Origin of the sequence: Bradyrhizobium manausense, from assembly GCF_001440035.1 — a bacterium.
Lineage (GTDB): Bacteria > Pseudomonadota > Alphaproteobacteria > Rhizobiales > Xanthobacteraceae > Bradyrhizobium > Bradyrhizobium manausense.
In genome coordinates this window covers 63,399-81,945 of record NZ_LJYG01000085.1, presented here as the reverse complement: position 1 = coordinate 81,945, position 18,547 = coordinate 63,399, and the positions used below count along the sequence as shown (strand labels likewise).

Here is an 18,547-nt window from a genome sequence, read left to right as displayed (position 1 = left end):
GGAAGGTATTCTGACAAGGCGGAATGATCGCCGTTTCGACCGGTCTTACCACTGGGCTATTTGGTTGCCAGCATGGCAATAGCGCTGCCCATTTTGCGAGCGAAGGGGATGCAGTTGCAGATCGCATCGTCGGCCCGGGTCACCCACTCGGCCTTCGGCACCGACAATTTGAACCCGGCCTTTTGCGCGACGATGGCGGGATAGCGCGTGATCGCCCCGTGATGCACGCAATCCGCGCTTGCGAACGCGCGAAAGAACGGAGCGGCACGTTCCTCGGTGATCGGGCTGCAGAATGGATTGGCTTCCCGCTTGCCGAAAATGGCAGTGCCTATTGTATAGCCGGGCGCTTTCCAGGGCTCGATAGCCGCGAATTTGCCGCCCGGTCTGAGGATGCGGGCCATCTCCGGGATTGCGATTTCAGTTCTCATATGATGCACGCAGCCGCCGACAAAGCACACGTCGGTATATTGATCGGCGAGAGGAATCTCCTCGCCGATGCCGACGAGGCAGCGCAGAGGAACCTTGAGGAGCCTGGCGATTTCCAGTGCGACGAGCGCCTCGCCGATCATCGGCGTGATCAATATCCCCTCTGCCGCGCCGGCCAGCAGAAGCAGAAGTGGCACCGTTCCGCTGCCGCCGACCTGGACCACCCGTTTCCCGATGACGGGGCCTATGTGACGGTAACAGTCGGTCTCGCTCGCAGCGTCGATGTTGTCGCAGGCCCACAGTGTGGACGGCTCGGGAAACCGGTAGCGTTGCTCAGGTGGAAGAGTGGCGATGCGGAACACGTGCTGCATGCCGATCGAGTCAACGGATTTCGGCGAGCCGTCGGTGCGCACCTGTTCGGCCCTCTTGCGACCAATGGAGTTGTAGAACTCCATCTCGGCGTACGCTTCTGCATATTGCGGCGCCCGGGTGTCGTGGATCCACGACTTGTCCGTGATGGCTTCAGGTCCGAGCAGAATAGGGATACCGTCCTGCAACGGGTACGCGATGCTCCTGTCCGCAGTGAAGACGGCTTGATCGCCAAGGATGGTCAATGGCATCTTGGTGACCGGGCAAACAAGTCCCTCGATCTTGATGTCTGTCACGGCGGTATCCCGTTCAAGTAAAGCGGTCACGAATTTGAAGGAAGTGGAGGCAGATTGAACGCCCAAGCGGATGCAGCAGGGCTTCCTCTTTTGCCTGTCTACTCACGACGAGGCGCAACTCATGCTGTCGGCCCTTCTTAAGAGCGCGTGGGGTCAATTGCAACGGTGGAGCGAACGGATGGGCCAGTCCCGCGCTGACCATCGCCGGCCAGGCGCTGCAGCTTTGTCGAGTTCCCCATTACTGAGGCGCTCTGGGCCGCAACGCGAGTAGCGCAGCCTTGTTCGGCGGCAGAGCTCACTGCTGGCGCAAGCAATTAACGAGAGGCTCCGCGCAAAGCTCGCGTCATTGTCGACTTTATCTGATCGGGAGCACCCCTTCTCAATGATTACCGGTGATCCGCGAAAAGTTGGGCACAAACATTCGAGGGTGTTGAGCTGTCGGGCTCGGGCGCTCTCTTTGGCCGAATACCTCTAGCAGCGGCGCTGTCGGATTGACCTTTCCGGTGGACATGTCTAATCAGTTCGGGCTCAGGCCCAGGGGGCGCCCTTCAGTTCAACTGGTTTGAGGTGAGGCCGCTACCGAGGAGTCTTGAGCCCAGGTCAGACCAGGAACTTGATCGAATGCGTTCGCACGAGGATTTCCGGACGATGATCACCGACCCAGTTTGGCCTAAACCTCTCGATTTTGCTCGGAAATTGTGCTCATAAGTCACGTGTCTGTCTGGTCTGGGTGGGCCGTGAGCGTCTTCAATCCACAATAACGGACTATGCCATGTTCGTAAAGAATTGCCGCATGTGCGCGAGCGAGCGTCTCTCGCTTTTTCTCGACTTGGGAAAAATGCCGCCGGCCGATCAGTTCCTGCACAAGCACCAGCTCAGCGAGCAACGGGATGCCTATCCGCTGCAGGTCGCGATCTGCGAAGAGTGCGGGCTGATCCAGCTCAACTATGTGGTGCCGCCCGAGATTCTATACTGCGACGACTACCCCTACGAATCCTCGACCACCACGGCCGGCCGGCGGCATTGGGGTGAGTTTGCACGCACCACGACCCGCCTGCTCGGTCTGACCTCGAACGATCTGGTCGTCGATATCGGCAGCAATGTGGGCGTGCTATTGCAGATGTTCAAGGAGCAGGGCACTAAGGTGCTGGGCGTCGACCCGGCGGCGAACATCGTGGAGATCGCCAACAAGAACGGCATCGAGACGGTGGCCGCGTTTTTCAACAGCGAAAGCGCCAAGAAGGTCGTTGCCAGCAAGGGGCAGGCCTCGGTCATTACCGGAACCAACGTCTTCGCTCATGTAGGCGATCTGCATGATTTGATGCAGGCCGTCTCCATTCTACTCGCCGAGCGCGGCACCTTCATCATCGAGGCTCCCTACTTCCTGGAACTGCTGCACAGCCTTGAGTACGACACCATCTATCACGAGCACCTGTCCTATCTGTCGATGAAGCCGCTCGTGCGGTTCTTCAAGCAGTTCGGCATGGAGATATTCGACGTGCAACTGCGCGACATCCATGGCGGGTCGATCCGCCTGTTCGTGCGCAGGATCGGCGTCTCGTCCAGCCCGGTCGCTCCGATCGTCGAACAGATGCTGGCCAATGAAGAACGCGAGAAAATCTACGAGCTGGATACCTTGCGGAAGTTCGCGCAGGGTGTCGCCAACAACCGCCTGGCGCTGCGGGCGATGCTGACCGGCCTCAAGCAAAGCGGTAGCAAGATAGTTGCGGTGAGTGCGCCGGCAAAGGGAATGACCCTGCTGAATTATTGTGGGCTCGGCACCGATATTCTCGACTTCGTCACCGAGAAATCCCGGCTGAAGATCGGCCGTTACACGCCGGGAATGAACATTGAAGTCGTTCCGGACGATATGTTACTTACGCACCAGCCCGATTATGCGCTTCTGCTGGCCTGGAATTTTGCCGAAGAGATCATGAACAATCTGAAGGAATTTTCGGATCGGGGCGGCAAGTTCATCATCCCGATTCCGACGCCGAGGATCGTCGGCTGACATCGTTCCAACCAATTCCTGCCGGGCGACTGAATGTGTCTTCGGCAGCTGGGAGTCATGAGATGGATGTAAAAAAGCTTCCGATTTCCTTTGCGGACAAGCGCGGGGAAATCATCGACGTGCTGCAGCGGGAGCCCATCGAGTACGCGACCATCATTCACAGCCGGAAGGACGCGGTTCGCGCCAACCACTATCACAAGGAGACCTGGCAGTGGCTCTACGTGCTGTCGGGCAAGCTTCGCGCCGTTTCGCAAATGCCGGACCAGGCGCCGACCGAGGCGATCATGGGGCCTAACGATCTCATCCTCAGCGTTCCTCATGAGCGGCACGCCTTTGAGGCCCTGGAAGATACGACGTTTCTGGTGCTGACCCGCGGCCCGCGCGGCGGTGAGGACTACGAGAAGGACACTTTCCGTCTTGACGTTCCTCTGATCGCACCGAGGTCGTAATGGAAGCCGCCTCGTTCATTCCGGTCTCCGAGCCCCTGATCGGAGACAACACGGCCGCCCTCGTCAACGAGTGCGTTGAATCCGGCTGGGTTTCTTCGGAAGGACGTTTCATCCCGGAGTTCGAGCGCAAATTCTCGCAATTTTGCGGCGCCGCGCACGGTGTGGCCGTCAGCAATGGCACCACGGCCCTCCAGGTCGCCATGAAAACATTGAGCCTCGAGCCCGGCTCCGAGGTCATCATGCCCTCGTACACCATCATCTCCTGCGCTATCGCGATCCTGGAGGCTGATTGCGTGCCGGTGCTGGTGGATTGCGACCCGGAAACCTGGTGCATGGATCTCGATCAGGTTGAAGCCGCGATCACCCCGCGAACGCGCGCGATTATGCCGGTGCATATGTTCGGGCACCCCGTCGACATGCGCCGTGTCATGAAGCTTGCCGCCAAGCACGATTTGCGCGTCATCGAAGATGCCGCGGAGGCTCACGGTGCGGAGGTCGAGGGCCGTCGTGTCGGCAGCTTCGGCGACATGGCCTGCTACAGCTTCTATGCCAACAAGATCGTGACAACTGGCGAGGGCGGGATGGTCGTCACCAGCAGTGACCACTATGCCGGGCGGTTGCGCTCTCTGCGCAATCTTTGCTTCCGCCCGGAGCGGCGGTTCTATCACACCGAAATCGGTCACAATTATCGCCTCACTAATGTTCAGGCTGCAATCGGCGTGGCTCAGGTCGACCGTGTTGAGGACCATATTCGCCGCAAGCGCAAGATGGCCAAGGCCTATCATGAACGGCTGTCCGATCTTTCGCAGATCACGCTGCCGGTCGAGCGGGAATGGGCAAAGAACGTCTACTGGATGTATTGCCTCATCCTTGCCGATGAAGTGCCCTTTGACGCCGTCGAGTTCGCCAAGCGCTTGCGCGCAAAGGGCATCGACACGCGCCCGCTTTTCCTCGGCATGCATGAGCAACCGGTCCTGCGAGAACGGGGCCTGTTTGCCGGCAGCAGCTATCCGGTGACGGAACGACTGGCGCGTCGCGGCCTGTATGTTCCCTCCGGACTTGGCTTGACCGAGGCGCAGATCGATCGCGTCAGCGTCGCGGTTCATGAGGTTCTTTCGTGACAGGCGTCTTCAACGACTCCTACGCGGCGACCTATGACACGGTCTATGCCGAAAAGAACTACGCTGCCGAATGCAAGGCGGTGGGTAGTCTGATCGCAAGGTTCGGGCGCGGCGAAATCAGGGAAATGCTCGACCTCGGCTGCGGAACCGGCAGGCACGCCGTCATTTTCGCTGGTAACGGCTTGGAAGTCACGGGTATCGATCAGTCCGAGGCGATGGTCGCGCGTGCGCGCGACCGCGCGGCGCAGATGAAGCTCGCCGCCAATCCGAAATTTCTTTCCGGGGACATCCGGAAGTTCTCGGCCACTTCGCCATTTGATGTGGCCGCGATGAATTTCAACGTCATCGGCTATATGACCAGCAACGACGACGCGCTGGGCGCGCTCGGAGCTGCGCGAAAGAATCTGCGGCAGAACGGCTTGCTGATTGCGGACTTCTGGTATGGGCCGGCCGTGGTCACGGATCCGCCAGGCGAAAACACCCGAGAGTTCGACAGCGGCGATGTACGCATTGTGAGATCTTCTTCAGGTGTTCATCTGCCTGACCAACAGTGTTGCGAGATTACGGTCAAGGTGACGCGCCTACAAGGCGATCGCGTCCCCGATGAAACACAAGAGACGCATAGGGTCCGGTACTTCTTTCCGCTGGAGCTCGAATTGATGCTTCGTGTCAGCGGATTTCAGCTGATGGCACTGACGGGTTTCCCCGACATCGATGCGCCCGCGAGTGCGGGCAGGTGGGCTGCAGCGATGGTCGCGGTCGCGGTCTGATGTACTAGAGCGGTTCACAGATTTATTGAATCGAAAGGGATTCCGGAACTGGGGCGAATATGATTCAAGATGCTGGCTGGGCAGGAGGCCAGCATCCGATGGTCCGACCCATTTCCGACGATCTGCGTAAGCGTGCGGTGGCGGCTGTAGCGAAGGGTGAGAGCTGCCGCGCGGTGGCAGCGCGGTTTGGGGTTGCGGTGTCGTCAGTGGTGAAGTGGTCGCAACGTTATCGAGCGACCGGCTCGGTGGCGCCCGGCAAGATGGGGGGCCATCGCAAGCCCATCCTCGAGCCGCATCGCGCCTTCATCAAGGAACGGATCAGCCAGACGCCGCATTTGACGCTTCACGCCCTCAAGGACGAACTCGCCGCGCGCGGGGTTAAGGTCTCCCACAATGCCGTTTGGCTGTTTTTACGCCGCGAAGGGCTGCGGTTCAAAAAAAACGCTGCTCGCTCTCGAGCAAGCCCGCTCCGACATCGCGCGTAGACGCCAGCGTTGGCGTTCATGGCAGGCCAAGCTCGATCCTCGACGTCTGGTCTTTATCGACGAGACCTGGATCAAGACCAACATGGCCCCACTGCGCGGATGGGGGCCAAAAGGCGAGCGGGTGCGGAGTTTCACGCCGCACGGTCATTGGCAGACGTTGACATTCCTTGGCGCCTTGCGCTGCGACCGCCTCACTGCACCTTGCCTATTCGACGGCCCAATCAACGGAGAATGCTTCCGCGCCTATGTTCAGCAGGTTCTCGTCCCGCAGCTTCAGCCGGGCGATATCGTCATCATGGACAATCTCGGCAGCCACAAGTCTGCTGCCCTGCGCAGCTTGATTAAGGCCGCCGGCGCAAGGCTCTGGTACCTGCCCCCATACTCCCCCGACCTCAATCCGATCGAACAGACCTTCGCCAAGATCAAGCACTGGATGCGCTCCGCTCAGAAGCGCACGATCCACGACATTTGCCGCCATATCGGCGGCCTCGTCACAACCATCCTACCCGACGAATGCAGCAACTACTTCGAAAACGCAGGATACGCTTCTATTAAAACGTGAAACGCTCTAGTCAGCTCGGTTGCGAGGCCTGCGGCTTTGTCGCGACCTGCAGATACATGACGGCCGCCATGTCGAACAAAGGATAGGCCTCGAGCTTTTCATACGGCCAGAGCATTCTCATGAATTCGGGACCCGCGCGCCAGTGGAGCACGCGGTTCACCTTCAGGTTCAGGCCGGATTCCTGCAACATGCGCGCAACGTTCGAGCGCGTGGCAGTAAACTGGCTCCATTCCAGCCGGTCTTTCGCAGCCTTGACGAAGTTGACGGGGTTCCACACGATCGGCTCGCACACCACGATTGAGCCACCGGGTCTCAAATGGTCGCGCATGGATTCAATGGAGGCCCGGGCGTCTTCGAAATGATGCATCGCGCCGCTGCAGAAGATCGCGTCAAAACTCTTGTCGGTGGCGATGTTTTCCGCAGCCGAGACCACGTAGTCGACATTGAACTTGGCAAGCCGCACCTTTGCCTTCTCTAGCATTTTGGGCGAGATGTCCGACAACGTGTAGCGAATATTGCGATGCGAGTTGGCTTCGAGGAAGTGGTAGGCGTGAATGCCGGTCCCGCCGCCAAGCTCCATCACGTCGTAGAATTCGAGCGCCGGCAGATGGTCGAACATCACCTTCGAGATTTGATCGATCTTATAAAGGTGGTTCGAATTCTCGCGATTGTAGGTTTCGTCGAAATGATCGGCGATCGTTTCGTAATGGTCGAGATTATCTTGGCGTGCGGACATAAAAATCGCGTCTCTCTAAGGCCATGTCTGTGTTCTTGGAACTCGCTTCAACTTGCCACATGGCTCGAAAATGCACAACCGACCGCGATCGCAGGGCAGATGGGCCGTGCGCCGGATTTCCGCCGGTCAGATACCCGGTATCCGTTCGGCGCGTGTTTGCAGTCGAGAGGTCATATCGAATTTCTATATTCCGTCCACGGCGGACTGTGTCGGGGCCGCAACTCGAACGCGCAAGCGATACCACTCCAAGAAGGCTCCGACGATCGCCAGCATACCATTGACCGCGATCATGAGGGCCGAGATCGCCAGCGCATCGACCATTGAAACGTTCTGAAGACGGAGGAGCGCCACCAGCGCGCCACCCGACGCCAGCTGACCGATTGTGACCGGAATAAGTCCGGCAACGCTCGTCAGTCCTCCGATCCAGCACCAGTCGAAGAAATCGACACGAACCCCGACCCCAGCGGCCAAAACCATGAAAGTCAGGACATTCACGACATGCACCACCGCGCCAAGCAGCACTCCGGCCAGGACGCGCCACGGGTTGGCGGTCGCTATGTGCCATTGTTGGATCGCTGTCCGCAGTTCACGCGCGACGGTGGATGAAGAGGCAGATGTCCTGCCCTCGATCCACGACGCAACTCGCTCGGCACGAGAAAAAAATGCATCGTGGCGCAGCGCGATCAATACGGCGACCAACAACGTCAATCCGATCAGCGCGCCCTGCTGAAGCTGCAGCGGATACTGACTGGAGGATAACGCAAAGCCAATCGCTGAGACCGACAACATTCCGATGAAGGAGGTTAGCCGATCGGTAACGACGGAAACGGTCGCGCCGCCGACGCTGCCGGATTGGCGGGAGATCAGGTAGATCTTCGCGGCCTCTCCGCTGGCCTGGCCAAGAAAGAAGAAGCTGTAGAACTGGCCGATCAGCGCTGTTCTTAAAAGCTCTGCGACCTTGATGGTCGGTATGATGAAGCGCCATTTCGCGGCAGTGAGGCCGACGGCAAGCATGGACAGCGCGAAGGCTGCCACGATGACGCCGAAACTCGACCGCATAATGACGGCGTAGATTTCACGAACGCCGTTGAGCCAGACGACGGCGCCAATGATGACCGGGACCGTTATCAATTTCAGGAGCAACAAGAACCTTCGCATCAAGTAATCCGGTCTTTGAGATGGCTGCCCTCGTTCCTCGTTGGACGATTTCCTGGAACAATCGCTGACGACGCATCGGTTGTAATAGCACCTTTCCCGAAGGTGAGGTCCATCTACTAGCCTCTGGCCGATCGGTCGAGGGCCCCGACCAAACTACGACACGGTCATTCTTCCAGCCGCAACAGCAATATTCTTACGCGGCGCGAAATGAGGGCGATAATCGCCACGGTCAGTAAAATCGCCACCAGCGGAAACGCAAGCGGCAAGCAGGAGGATCTGTCGTGGAGCAGCGAAGCCCTGCCAGTCGCGCCGAGAAATGAAAACAGGAATACCTGTGGGGCACTGAAGACAAAGGTCGCGATTGAATAGCTGACGATGTCAATCTTTGTCAGGCCGAACAAGTAATTCTGCAATGCGCTGGGAACGGGTGCCCCTAGGCGCGAAAGAGCGATGATGCGCCAGCCTTCTTGGTCCACCGCTTGCATGACAGTCTTGAGCCTCGGCCGCGTCTCCAGCTTTCTGCGAAACCAGTTCGAAGCAATGTATCGCGACGAGCAAAATGCCAGTATCCCGCCGATCGTCCCGCTCAGCAGAATGATCGGCGCAGCCGCCACCCCGAACGTCACGCCGGCCGCAATGATCAGCACAGTGCGAGGAAAGACAACGAAGGCGGTCAACAAAGAAAGTAGGCAAATTGCCGCCGCGGAGACCGGCGTCAAGCTGCCAAAATGCTGAAGCCAATCATTGAGCGCTTCCGTCATCGGATAAATTTTGGTCCAAATCCATGGCCGTCCGTCAGGGACGCCCCAACCATTGCAGCCAATTTCATAACATCGCTTATGTCAAAGCGCTGACTGAGGGTCATCTGAACCGATCCGAACGGAAAGCGTAACGAGGCCGGCTATCCCTTAGCAAATCGAAATTGCCGTGGCTATAGGCGCTTTAGGGCGGAGGAAGCGGGGTTCGGCAGGGTAAATTCGCCTCATGCGCGGTTCGACAAATTGCCAAGTGATGTCCGGCCACGGACGGCTGCATCTTTGTCGATGGCCGGGCCCGGCACTTCTCCCTTTGGCCGGATTAGGCTAGCCAAGTCCCTTGTGGGCGTCCCCGCAAGGGGAATGGTATTGACAACCCGGCAGGCACAAGCCTTCGTCATCGCGAATGCCTGGGCTTTCGGTTTTTTGCAGAGAGCATGGATCCGCTCAAGTATCCTGGTTTCGCCGAACCAGATGCTTTCGATCTCGATACCCGTTTCTGAGGGGCAAAGATGACGAGCAGCGTTGATGGATCCGTTGAGCCGCGGCTGAGCGTTGTTATCGCCGCCTTCAATGAGGAGAACAACCTTTCGGCCCTCGTTGACGAGATCAACGCCGTCTGCGATGAGCGGGGCTGGGTGCGTGAGATCATCGTGGTGGACGACGGTTCGACCGATGAGAGCGCGCGTCGCGGGTTACATGGCGAACGTCATATCCTCCCGGCTCCGTCGCAACTTTGGACAGACCGCTGCCTTCGATGCCGGTTGTCACGCCGCCAAGTATGAATATGTTCATAACCATGGACGGCGACGGACACAACGATCCCGCCGACATTCCCAATTTGATCGCGCATCTGGAAGCTAAGAATCTGGACGTCGTCGCAGGCTGGCGCGTCGACCGGCAGGATACGTTTGGCAGGAGTTTCGTCTCGCGCGGCGCAAACCTGCTGCGCAAAATCTTTCTCAACCACACATTCACGACAGCGGCTGCTCGTTGACGGTATACCGACGTGAATGTTTCGGTAACGTTCGTTTGTATGGCGAAATGCACCGGTTCATCCCGGCGCTGCTCGAATGCAGGATTCTCTGTCGGGGAGCTGCCCGTCATCATCGGCCGCGCCGGAGCGGGACCCGAAATACAACGCGATCCGGACCATCAAGGGGTTCGCCGATATCGTGCTGCTCTGGTTCTGGCGCAGCTATTCGATCAGGCCGATCCACCCGCTCGGCGGCATACGTGTCCTGTTCTTTGTCGCGGCAGCGATCTTCGGCTGCCGTACAGTCTGGCTATTCATCACCGACTGGAAGCTGTCGAGCACGCTGGAGCCTCTGCTGACAGTCTTCAGCTTCATTGCAGGATTGGTGACGGGCCTTGAAGCCGTCGGGAAGCCTTCCGTCTTCCATGATCGTGGCATGCTTCTCACCGAAGCGGTCGTGCTTCGGCAGGCGCCGAATTTCCTGTGGGATTTGCGCGGTGTCCACCACGACGTCTGGTTCAGCGTCTATTCGGTGTCGGCCATCTTCACGATCCTCGCGGGCAAGCGCCCCGTAGTTACCGGGGTCTACCATCTCATTCCCTTTCTGGCGCGGCTACGACAACTATCTGAAATATTTCATTAAGCGCCGCTGCATCGAATTTGCCTGCCGGCACAGCGATGGTCTGATCGTGCCATTTCCATGACGGCCGAACAAGTCGTGAACATGTTCGGAGGGCGGCCGGATCGGATCGGTGTGATTCCGCTTGGGGTCGACCACGACAGCGATCTTCGCCTTTTCAGAAGTCGCCAGGCAGAAGCCCGAAGCGTTCCTGGCCAGCGCAAGCGGTGGCAATGAACTGGAAGAGATGAAGGATCTGGCGGCCAGGAACATTCCGCCGAACAGGTATGAGTTTGTCGGCTTCGTGCCGGAAGAGAGCACGAGGCAGTTCTATTCCGAGTTGGATCTGTTCTTGTTTCCGTCGCGATATGGCTTCGGCATGAGCGCGGTCGAGGCCATGACCTGCGGAACGCCTGCCATCACGGGCCGGACTCTTGATTCGACGGATTTCTTCACCACGAACTTTCGCTGGTGGACCCGAACTCTCCCGCGGAACTGGCCGCGCGGATATCGCTGGTTCTCACCGACCGGCAGCATCATGTTGAGTTGCGGGAATGGGCGCTGAACGGGTTCAGTCCCTTTCGTGGTCACGCATGGCCGAGAAATATGTGGAGTTCTGGAAGCGGATACGGGATCGCCAGCAATCCGGCGATCTTGCCCTGTCTGCCTGAAGAACCCCCGACGGGAGGCGCGGCATGCCGTGCATGCCGCCTGGCTATGCGGCGAATACTGTGTTGTTGATCAGGGATTTTGAGTGATTGTGACCAGCAATTTCAGCGCTGGCAAAGCAAAGTTGGCCGTGGCACACAGTTCGAGCGTGGTCCATCAACCGATCTCCTTAGCTTCGAAAAGCCGAAGGCAATCCGGCCGCATCCCAATTGATGCTAAATACTCTTCGGCGGCCGAGAGAAGATCGTTCACAGCATGGGCGTCGTGGCCCTCAGCATTCGCACTAAGGACCAAATAGGTCTCCACAACCAAGACCCTCTTTGTGCCAACAGGAGTCAGCTCTTTGGTTTCCCAAGCCGCCACAGCGTGCGGATGATTAAATTGCATAAGTAGTTGTCCCCAACGTTTCCACTAACGCCCCGGGCGCACGTCAGCCGGAATGGATTGCACGGAGCGTCAGCTCCCAACCGTACAGTAACTCATGATTTGCGGTACTAAAATACCGTCCCGCTCGCGAACGTGACCGATCAGAACCAGATATCGCGCTGACATGTGCTTGTCGTATCGAGTGGCGCTCGTCCCTTTCGACTTCATGACTTGACCATCTATACTAGCATTCGCGTGTCAGCAACTGCCGAGCAGATCTGCGACATGACTAACCCCACTGAACTGAGGGGGCTTGTGGCTTAATTCAGGATAATAATTGTCGCTGAGCCCGTAGAGATTGGTCGGCATCACCCTGATGAAGTCGCTGCCATACTGGTTGCGATAGGCTTCCGCCATCTTGATAACCTGCGATCTTGGCGATCGCATAGGGCTCGTTGGTCGGCTCCAGCGGGCCGGTCAACACGCTCTCCTCGCGCAGCGGCTGCGGCGCAAGTTTAGGATCCGGCGCATCAGCTTTGTGCTTACGTAGAACACGTCCTGGTTTAAGATGACGTCTGGCTTGAAATCCTCTATCTGCACGAGCAAAACTGTTTCCAGCTCAACGCTTAACCGGCGACTGAGACCCAGCCCGCGTGCGATCGGTCGCAATGCCGGCTTCAGGGGTGCGATCGCCCGCTGAAGCCAGCCAGGAAGACGTTCTTTCTTGTTGCCAACGATCTCGCTCGCGGCGGCAGGAGCCATGCCATGCTCACGCGCCCAAGCTGACTGCAGCCAGATATGTTGACGTGAACGTCTCTAGCGTCGTGGCCCAGCGCTGCGAAAGCACGCGAGTAAAAGTCAGCAACGCCAAACAGACTAGCATTTCTGATGGCGATTGGTCTGCGTAGCTGCGCGCTTCCAAGCCCACGTTCCGGCTATAGAGCCACCTCAAGAAGCGAGGGTAGTCCGAATTTAGTATTAGAACGCGCATACTGTCCTCTCCAATCACGCCTGCCTAGCGGCATGAGCCGCGCAGCGGGCGTGATATACCACAGGACACCCAGCCCCAGATTGTTGCGTGGGCTGCGGGCACGCACGCGAGCAGCACGCAGCTGAACCGGCATTTGGCGGATTGGTTCGATCTCTGCATCGGTCGTCCTGTCGCGTCCGCTGCTACGAAGCGTCGGATTTGACATCTCCGAGCAGATCGCGCGGCGCAATGTACCAGAGCAGGAACAGCAGGGCGGCGCCGTTCGTCACGAGAGCAATCGTCAGCGAGACGTTCAGGAACACCTGCGGCAGCACGCCGGCCGACAGGAGGACAAATCGCGATGACAGGCCGGACGAAGCGGTATTGCCGATCGCCACGACCAGGCCGCAGATGAAGGCGGCGAGCGGCGCGAGAACGGCACCGACCGAGCCAATGCCTTCGGTCGCGAACAATGAGGCGTTGAAATACCCGATGCCATAGGTGTTCTGCATTACAACTGCCAATGGCTCGCGATAAGGACATTCGACCAAGGATTTCAGGACATTCACCTGACAGAAATAGGTCAGCTCATGATGGGCAAAAAAGTCGTTGTAGAAGTCGAGCGCGCTCGAGGTCAGCGCAATCATTCTGAAGTTGACGAGGCTAAAATACGCAATGAAGCGGTCATAGGAGATTGCGTCGAGGTCGAACAATCTGGCCAACAACACGCCGAACAAGATCGGCACCAAGAGGGACAACGTCACGACGGTTCTCGCCGCGAAGACCCGGGATAGGGCTGCCAGGATGACCAGCCATGCCGGCGCAAACAGGGAAAGCTTGCTCAGGGTAACGGGATAAAACATCAGCAGGAGCAGCACGCAAAAGCCGGCCCGCCACCTGGCACGCTCGATGACGAAGAAGGCAAAGGCGAACGGCAACAGGATGTTCGAGGTGACCCCGAGCCCATAGGAAAGCCAGGCCGGAAATTCGAGTTGATTGCGGAAATTGTAGATTTCGGATATCGCGACCAACTTCAAGTTGTATAGCGCGCCAAGGCCGAGGACTGCCACGGCGAACCCCAAGATGCAGGTGAGCAACCTTCGAAAGCCGGTCTCCGAAAGAGCCAATTTCTGTCTGGCCGGGATCGACAGCAGCATGGCCGGAACGAGAAATGCCAATCCCGAGGCGAAGGCCGAGGCATAGGCCACGACATGGTCGTAAGGGAACGTCGACAGCGGGAGCAGCCAAAGGTACCCCATCAGCATGGTAAAGAAGTAGAAGCCGACGAGGTAGCCGAAGCCGAAACGGCACAGGGCGAAGAGGATCGAGAGCAGCGCGAAGGGCGCGACGTTGAGTGCGGCCAGCTGGAGCCTATCGTTGTTTGCCTCGGCCAGGCGCATCAGCGGTGCGTAATGTTGTGCGACATAGGCCATCGAGACGAAGCAGGCGGCTACGTGCAGGTAGATGAGGAAAACAGGACCGAGCCCCTCGTTGCGGCCTCTGTCGATCTCGGTGGCGCTCCGGTGAAAAACGTCGTTCACGTCGCTGCTCGTGTGCGCGAGTTGTCCGCGGGGGCGTGGCGGGCCGACACGTCAGATCCTCGCAACCACGAAACTGTGGAGAAATGCGATGGCTCCGAACGCAACGAGGATCGAGGCGATCGCGGCGATGAACAGGAGGGAAAGCCGCTTTGGGCCGACCGGTTGCGGCATGACCTCGGGCGCGAGCGTGACGCGCGCATTCTGGATTGCCTTCGCGGCGCTCTGCGCTCCGAGGAGAGCCAACGCGAGCGTATCGTGCCTGGCGCGCAACACCGTGAGATCGCGCGACGATTGGGTGCTATCCTGGTTGAGGGCGGTCAGTAGCTCCAGACGTCCGGTAATCTCCGCCCGCACGCCGTCAACGTTCGCGCTCGTTTTGTTGTCCCCGTCGGGCTGCGTCGCTGCCCGCTTCACCTCTGTATCGTGAAGTGAGCCCTCCGCACTGAGAAGCAACTCGCCCAGGCGGCTCAGCCTTTTTTCATGGTCGGCGATCTGTTGATCCACCCCGTCGCTGGTCTGCTTCAGTAGCACCGTCCGCGCCGCGGCGGCCTCGCGAAGGAGGTCAATGCGCTTGTTTTCCTCCTCGATGATCCGGTCGATGATCTTCTGCTGGAACGCTTTCGCTTCTTCGGCAATGGCGGGATCGACCGTGCTCTGGATGCTCAGCGTCTGACCGACGGCGTCGGCCGACGAGCTCTGAAGCGCGGCCAGCGTTGATTGTGGCACGCCGCTCTTGCCCAAGGCCGTCAGCGCAGCCGGCACATGGACCGCCTGGATGCGCTTTGCGAGCAGGTCGGGCGATTCGACGGGCTCCTCCTTGGTGTTCCACAAGACAGTACCGACCTCGACCGCCGACCGAATGAGCGAGCGGGGCTGGACCAACAGGAAAATGGCCGCGGCCGACAGAACGAAGCTGGTCCCTGCGACGGCGAGGAACGTGGCGCGAAAGGACGCGAGCGTTCCCAGAGCGGCGATTGTGGCTTTCTCGATCATGCTATCGGCTCGAACTAAATCTTAGCGCTCTGGACGGGTTCGATCAGTGTTAGGCGAAATGACGAGGCAAGTCCATTTACGTACTTTATTCGCACGGGATTTGATTTAGCAGGTGTGCAGGTGGATTGGTGTCAAGGATCGCGTACGCCGTCAGGGACGAGAGCAGTCGGTGCGAATGGTCGGCCGTCCGGAATTGCGCGCTCTCAGGGCGATGCCCGCTTCGCATCCCCGAGCAGGTCGCGGGGGGCGATGTACCAAAGCAGGAACAGGACCGCGGCACCATTGGTGATGAGGGCGACCGTGAGTGGTACATTCATGAACATTTGAACCAGCAGCCCGCTCGAGAGGAGGACGAAGCGAGGCGGAAGACCGGCCGAGGCGCGGTTGCCGAGGCCGATGATCAAGCCGCAAGCCAGGGCCGAAAGCGGCGCAAATGCGAGCCCCACCGATGCGATGCCCTCCGTGGCGAACAACGAAGCATTGAAATAGCCGACGTGATAGTTGTCGGCCATGTAGACCGAAAGCTGGTCCTTGTAAGGGCATGACATGACCAACTTGAGCGTCGTGATATGGCAGAAATGGGTCAGTGGATGGGTGGCGAAGAAATCGTTGTAGAAATCAAGTGCGCTCGAGGGCATTGCGATCATTCGAAAATTGACGGTCCCAAAGTAGATGAAGGACTTTTCCGAAACGAGCCCGCATCGATACAGCAAGACGATCAGAACGCCTGCGAGAATCGGCAGCAGCAGGGTGAGAACAACCGCGATCCGGGCTTCAAGATAGAAGGACAACAATGTGAGGAAGAGCAGCCAGCCTGGCGCAAGCAGGGCGACCTTCGTCAAGGAGATCGGATAGAACAGGACGAGCAATAGTAAGCACAGCGCCGCGAGCAAGTATCGCCTGAGCTGGACGAAACAGGTATAGGCGAACGGCAGCAGGGCTCCGGAAATCAGGCCGATCCCGTATTGCAGCCATCTGGGAAGCTCGATCTCGTCGCGGAATTTGTACATGTCGGCAAGGCTGACGAACTGAAAGCGAAAAGTTGCTCCGATCGCGAGAACTCCCATCGAGAGTACGAGGATGGCGGCGAGAAGCGCGTCCAGCCGCCTCGCCGTCAGGACAGCGCGTCGTGGAAGCGGGGCGTTCACGAACAGCGCGGGGATCAGGAAGGCGATCCCGGAGCTCGCTGCCGAAATCGCGGCGGCGCGATGGTTGTAGGGAAAGGTCGAGAACGGCACGAGCCAAAGATAGCCGAGAATGAGCGTGTAGAAGTAGAAGCCGAGAATGTAACCAAAGCTGAAGCGCCTGATCGTGAAAACGATCGAGCACAAGACACAAGGGATCACGCCTGCCACCGCGGCGAAGATGAGGTCGCGGCTGTTTGCTGCTAAAGGCAACAGGCCGCGGAAGTACTCGACGACGAAGATCAGGGAGATGCAGCTCGTCACGATGTGACAGAGGATGAGGAGACCTAATCCGTATTGATCGTGCGCCGGCATTTCCACCGCGGCGACATCGGAACTGGCATTCATCGGGTGAGTGGGGGCTGGCGTGTTGCGTTCTGTCCCTAGTATCACGAAAAACCGGGTGCGGGACCAAAAACTTGGCCAGGATCGGCGCGCTCTGACGCCGGGGCCAATATTGTCTTGATCGGCAACGAATTTTTCGAATATACGCTTTGATCTCGGCGCCTGGGAAAGCGCTGATCGAATGGTGCGGCATGGCACTGCCGAGAGGAAGGGCGAATGATCAGGTTCGGCTTGCTGGGCTGCGGGCGCATCGCGAAGCGCCATTCCGAGCTCCTGGGCGGCAATCACATTGACAGAGCGAGCCTGGTCGCCGTTTGCGATGTCGTGAAGCCTCGGGCTGACGCGCTCGGCGCCAAATTCGGTGTCGATGCCTACGATAATCTCGACGAGTTCCTCGCGCGCAAGGACATCGACGCCGTTGCCGTCCTGACGCCGAGCGGCATGCATCCGCAGCACGCCATCGCCTGCGCCCGTGCTGGAAAGCACGTGGTCGTCGAGAAGCCGATGGCGCTGCGGCTGCAGGATGCCGACGACATGATCCGTGCCTGCGACGAGGCCGGCGTCAAGCTGTTCGTTGTCAAGCAGAACCGTTTCAACGTTCCCGTCGTCAAGGCGCGCGAGGCGCTGGAGGCCGGCAGGTTCGGCCGGCTCGTCCTTGGCACCGTGAGGGTTCGCTGGTGCCGGGACCAGGCCTATTACGATCAGGACGCCTGGCGCGGCACCTGGGCCTATGACGGCGGCGTGCTCACGAACCAGGCCAGCCATCACATCGACATGCTGGAATGGTTCTTCGGCGACGTGGTGAGCGTTCATGCGCGGGCCACGACCGCGCTGGTGAAGGTCGAGACCGAAGACACTGCGGTGGCGACGCTGAAATTCCGCAACGGGGCGCTCGGTGTCATCGAAGCGACCACGGCGGTGCGGCCGAAGGATCTCGAGGGCTCGCTTTCGATCCTCGGTGAGAAGGGCACGGTGGAGATCGCGGGCTTTGCGGTGAACCAGATCAGGCATTGGAATTTCGTCGATCCGCTGCCGAGCGACAAGCTCGTCGTCGAGAAGTTCTCGGTCAACCCGCCCAATGTTTACGGCTTCGGGCACCAGGCCTATTATCAGCACGTGGTCGATTGCCTGTTGCACCAGAGCGCCGCGCTGGTCGACGGCCTGCAGGGCCGCAAGAGCCTCGAGCTGATCTCGGCGCTCTACGAGTCGATCGAGACCGGGCAGGAAGTCGCGCTCCGCTTCGAGCCGCGGCGGAGCAAGCTCGGAGTGCCGACGTGAGCGGCAAGCCGCAGGTGCACCAGGCCGGCATTCGCGACGTCAAGTTCGGTCAGCGCGTCAAGCTGATCGAGCCCTGCAACCTCTATGGCTGCGAGATCGCCGATGATTGCTTCGTCGGGCCCTTCACCGAGATCCAGTCCGGCGTCGTCGTTGGTGCGCGCACGCGCGTGCAGTCGCATGCCTTCGTCTGCGAACTGGTCTCGATCGGGGAAGATTGCTTCATCGGCCACGGCGTGATGTTCATCAATGATACGTTTTCGACCGGCGGGCCGGCGCGCGGGCGCCGCGAACTGTGGCGCGCAACTAGAATCGGGAACCGGGTTTCGATCGGCTCGAATGCGACCATCATGCCGGTCTCGATCGCCGACGACGTCGTGATCGGAGCAGGCTCAGTGGTCACGAAGAATATCGCCAAGCCCGGCATCTATGCCGGAAATCCCGCCCGCCTCCTCAAGAGCAGGAATTAAG

The 18,547-nt window shown here is 59.2% G+C and carries 19 protein-coding genes and 1 pseudogene; 11 read left to right on the top strand and 9 right to left on the bottom strand.

Annotation, left to right across the window (positions count from 1 at the left end; genetic code table 11):
- Positions 1–56: 56 nt before the first annotated feature.
- Positions 57–1,091 carry a methyltransferase domain-containing protein gene (locus AOQ71_RS45985; protein ID WP_057749379.1) on the bottom strand — a complete coding sequence of 345 codons (1,035 nt, stop codon included), beginning with the start codon at positions 1,089–1,091 and terminating at the stop codon, positions 57–59.
- 685 nt (positions 1,092–1,776) lie between these two features.
- Here AOQ71_RS45985 and AOQ71_RS19355 point away from each other — a divergent pair.
- The 5 genes from AOQ71_RS19355 to AOQ71_RS19335 all read left to right on the top strand — a co-directional run bounded on the left by AOQ71_RS19355 (position 1,777) and on the right by AOQ71_RS19335 (position 6,489).
- The gene (locus AOQ71_RS19355; protein ID WP_245316986.1) at positions 1,777–3,102 is read left to right on the top strand and encodes a class I SAM-dependent methyltransferase; all 1,326 of its coding nucleotides are present in this window, start codon (positions 1,777–1,779) and stop codon (positions 3,100–3,102) included.
- Positions 3,103–3,164: 62 nt separating this feature from the next.
- Positions 3,165–3,551, top strand: coding sequence for a cupin domain-containing protein (locus AOQ71_RS19350; RefSeq protein ID WP_057749374.1), 387 nt, complete (start codon positions 3,165–3,167; stop codon positions 3,549–3,551).
- Positions 3,551–4,672 carry a DegT/DnrJ/EryC1/StrS family aminotransferase gene (locus AOQ71_RS19345; RefSeq protein ID WP_057749371.1) on the top strand — a complete coding sequence of 374 codons (1,122 nt, stop codon included), beginning with the start codon at positions 3,551–3,553 and terminating at the stop codon, positions 4,670–4,672. The genes AOQ71_RS19350 and AOQ71_RS19345 overlap by 1 nt, the downstream gene beginning before the upstream one ends.
- Positions 4,669–5,442 carry a class I SAM-dependent DNA methyltransferase gene (locus tag AOQ71_RS19340; protein ID WP_057749368.1) on the top strand — a complete coding sequence of 258 codons (774 nt, stop codon included), beginning with the start codon at positions 4,669–4,671 and terminating at the stop codon, positions 5,440–5,442. The genes AOQ71_RS19345 and AOQ71_RS19340 overlap by 4 nt, the downstream gene beginning before the upstream one ends.
- A 98-nt stretch (positions 5,443–5,540) precedes the next feature.
- Positions 5,541–6,489, top strand: a protein-coding gene (locus tag AOQ71_RS19335; protein ID WP_157083574.1) for an IS630 family transposase whose coding sequence is annotated in 2 segments (ribosomal slippage) — positions 5,541–5,876 and positions 5,878–6,489 — 948 coding nt in all. Because the reading frame shifts where the segments join, the coding sequence is not laid out codon by codon here.
- A gap of 10 nt (positions 6,490–6,499) precedes the next feature.
- Here the strand turns inward: AOQ71_RS19335 and AOQ71_RS19330 are convergent.
- The 3 genes from AOQ71_RS19330 to AOQ71_RS19320 all read right to left on the bottom strand — a co-directional run bounded on the left by AOQ71_RS19330 (position 6,500) and on the right by AOQ71_RS19320 (position 9,144).
- Positions 6,500–7,225 carry a class I SAM-dependent methyltransferase gene (locus AOQ71_RS19330; protein ID WP_057749362.1) on the bottom strand — a complete coding sequence of 242 codons (726 nt, stop codon included), beginning with the start codon at positions 7,223–7,225 and terminating at the stop codon, positions 6,500–6,502.
- 183 nt (positions 7,226–7,408) lie between these two features.
- Positions 7,409–8,368: a lysylphosphatidylglycerol synthase transmembrane domain-containing protein gene (locus AOQ71_RS19325; protein ID WP_162268381.1), complete on the bottom strand. Its 960-nt coding sequence runs from the start codon at positions 8,366–8,368 to the stop codon at positions 7,409–7,411.
- A gap of 179 nt (positions 8,369–8,547) precedes the next feature.
- Entirely contained in the window at positions 8,548–9,144 is a 597-nt protein-coding gene (locus tag AOQ71_RS19320; RefSeq protein WP_057749356.1) for a TVP38/TMEM64 family protein, read from the bottom strand.
- 506 nt (positions 9,145–9,650) lie between these two features.
- On the opposite strand from AOQ71_RS19320, the gene AOQ71_RS19315 reads away from it, so the two are divergent.
- From AOQ71_RS19315 to AOQ71_RS19300, 4 genes are all read left to right on the top strand, one after another.
- Positions 9,651–9,923: a glycosyltransferase family 2 protein gene (locus AOQ71_RS19315; protein WP_057749351.1), complete on the top strand. Its 273-nt coding sequence runs from the start codon at positions 9,651–9,653 to the stop codon at positions 9,921–9,923.
- Complete coding sequence (locus AOQ71_RS19310) at positions 9,920–10,135, top strand: glycosyltransferase family protein (RefSeq protein ID WP_162268380.1); 216 nt, start codon at positions 9,920–9,922, stop codon at positions 10,133–10,135. The genes AOQ71_RS19315 and AOQ71_RS19310 overlap by 4 nt, the downstream gene beginning before the upstream one ends.
- Positions 10,136–10,211: 76 nt before the next feature.
- Entirely contained in the window at positions 10,212–10,757 is a 546-nt protein-coding gene (locus tag AOQ71_RS19305; protein WP_057749345.1) for a hypothetical protein, read from the top strand.
- Between the two features lie 121 nt (positions 10,758–10,878).
- A complete protein-coding gene (locus tag AOQ71_RS19300; protein ID WP_057749342.1) occupies positions 10,879–11,298 on the top strand; it encodes a glycosyltransferase in 420 nt (139 codons plus the stop codon).
- Positions 11,299–12,083: 785 nt separating this feature from the next.
- On the opposite strand, the pseudogene AOQ71_RS43475 reads toward AOQ71_RS19300, so the two are convergent.
- The 5 genes and pseudogenes from AOQ71_RS43475 to AOQ71_RS19275 form a co-directional block, all read right to left on the bottom strand.
- Positions 12,084–12,288 (bottom strand): annotated as a pseudogene (locus tag AOQ71_RS43475) (NAD-dependent epimerase/dehydratase family protein); the annotation flags it as partial.
- Positions 12,246–12,530, bottom strand: coding sequence for a hypothetical protein (locus tag AOQ71_RS19290; RefSeq protein WP_057749336.1), 285 nt, complete (start codon positions 12,528–12,530; stop codon positions 12,246–12,248). The gene AOQ71_RS19290 and the pseudogene AOQ71_RS43475, both read right to left, overlap by 43 nt.
- 411 nt (positions 12,531–12,941) lie before the next feature.
- Positions 12,942–14,279, bottom strand: a complete 1,338-nt coding sequence (locus AOQ71_RS19285; RefSeq protein ID WP_057749333.1) for a hypothetical protein — start codon at positions 14,277–14,279, stop codon at positions 12,942–12,944.
- Between the two features lie 51 nt (positions 14,280–14,330).
- Positions 14,331–15,272 carry a GumC domain-containing protein gene (locus AOQ71_RS19280; protein ID WP_057749330.1) on the bottom strand — a complete coding sequence of 314 codons (942 nt, stop codon included), beginning with the start codon at positions 15,270–15,272 and terminating at the stop codon, positions 14,331–14,333.
- 203 nt (positions 15,273–15,475) lie between these two features.
- Positions 15,476–17,065 (bottom strand): hypothetical protein, encoded by a 1,590-nt coding sequence (locus AOQ71_RS19275; protein WP_157083572.1) that lies wholly within the window; start codon positions 17,063–17,065, stop codon positions 15,476–15,478.
- Between AOQ71_RS19275 and AOQ71_RS19270 the strand changes: the two genes are divergently transcribed.
- A complete protein-coding gene (locus tag AOQ71_RS19270; RefSeq protein ID WP_057749324.1) occupies positions 17,018–18,079 on the top strand; it encodes a Gfo/Idh/MocA family protein in 1,062 nt (353 codons plus the stop codon). The two genes, AOQ71_RS19275 and AOQ71_RS19270, sit on opposite strands and share 48 nt — an antisense overlap.
- Positions 18,076–18,546, top strand: a complete 471-nt coding sequence (locus AOQ71_RS19265; RefSeq protein ID WP_057749320.1) for an acyltransferase — start codon at positions 18,076–18,078, stop codon at positions 18,544–18,546. Before AOQ71_RS19270 ends, AOQ71_RS19265 begins: the two co-directional genes overlap by 4 nt.
- Position 18,547: the final 1 nt, after the last annotated feature.

What these genes read in the sequence shown, in the direction of transcription:
- AOQ71_RS19330 (WP_057749362.1), bottom strand. Translation starts at nt 7,225, where the DNA reads ATGTCCGCACGCCAAGATAATCTCGACCATTACGAAACGATCGCCGAT.
- AOQ71_RS19290 (WP_057749336.1), bottom strand. Translation starts at nt 12,530, where the DNA reads ATGGCTCCTGCCGCCGCGAGCGAGATCGTTGGCAACAAGAAAGAACGT.
- AOQ71_RS19345 (WP_057749371.1), top strand. Translation starts at nt 3,551, where the DNA reads ATGGAAGCCGCCTCGTTCATTCCGGTCTCCGAGCCCCTGATCGGAGAC.
- AOQ71_RS19275 (WP_157083572.1), bottom strand. Translation starts at nt 17,065, where the DNA reads ATGGCGCTTCGCGATGCGCCCGCAGCCCAGCAAGCCGAACCTGATCAT.
- AOQ71_RS19270 (WP_057749324.1), top strand. Translation starts at nt 17,018, where the DNA reads ATGATCAGGTTCGGCTTGCTGGGCTGCGGGCGCATCGCGAAGCGCCAT.
- AOQ71_RS19350 (WP_057749374.1), top strand. Translation starts at nt 3,165, where the DNA reads ATGGATGTAAAAAAGCTTCCGATTTCCTTTGCGGACAAGCGCGGGGAA.
- AOQ71_RS19280 (WP_057749330.1), bottom strand. Translation starts at nt 15,272, where the DNA reads ATGATCGAGAAAGCCACAATCGCCGCTCTGGGAACGCTCGCGTCCTTT.
- AOQ71_RS19320 (WP_057749356.1), bottom strand. Translation starts at nt 9,144, where the DNA reads ATGACGGAAGCGCTCAATGATTGGCTTCAGCATTTTGGCAGCTTGACG.
- AOQ71_RS19305 (WP_057749345.1), top strand. Translation starts at nt 10,212, where the DNA reads ATGCAGGATTCTCTGTCGGGGAGCTGCCCGTCATCATCGGCCGCGCCG.
- AOQ71_RS19315 (WP_057749351.1), top strand. Translation starts at nt 9,651, where the DNA reads ATGACGAGCAGCGTTGATGGATCCGTTGAGCCGCGGCTGAGCGTTGTT.
- AOQ71_RS19310 (WP_162268380.1), top strand. Translation starts at nt 9,920, where the DNA reads ATGAATATGTTCATAACCATGGACGGCGACGGACACAACGATCCCGCC.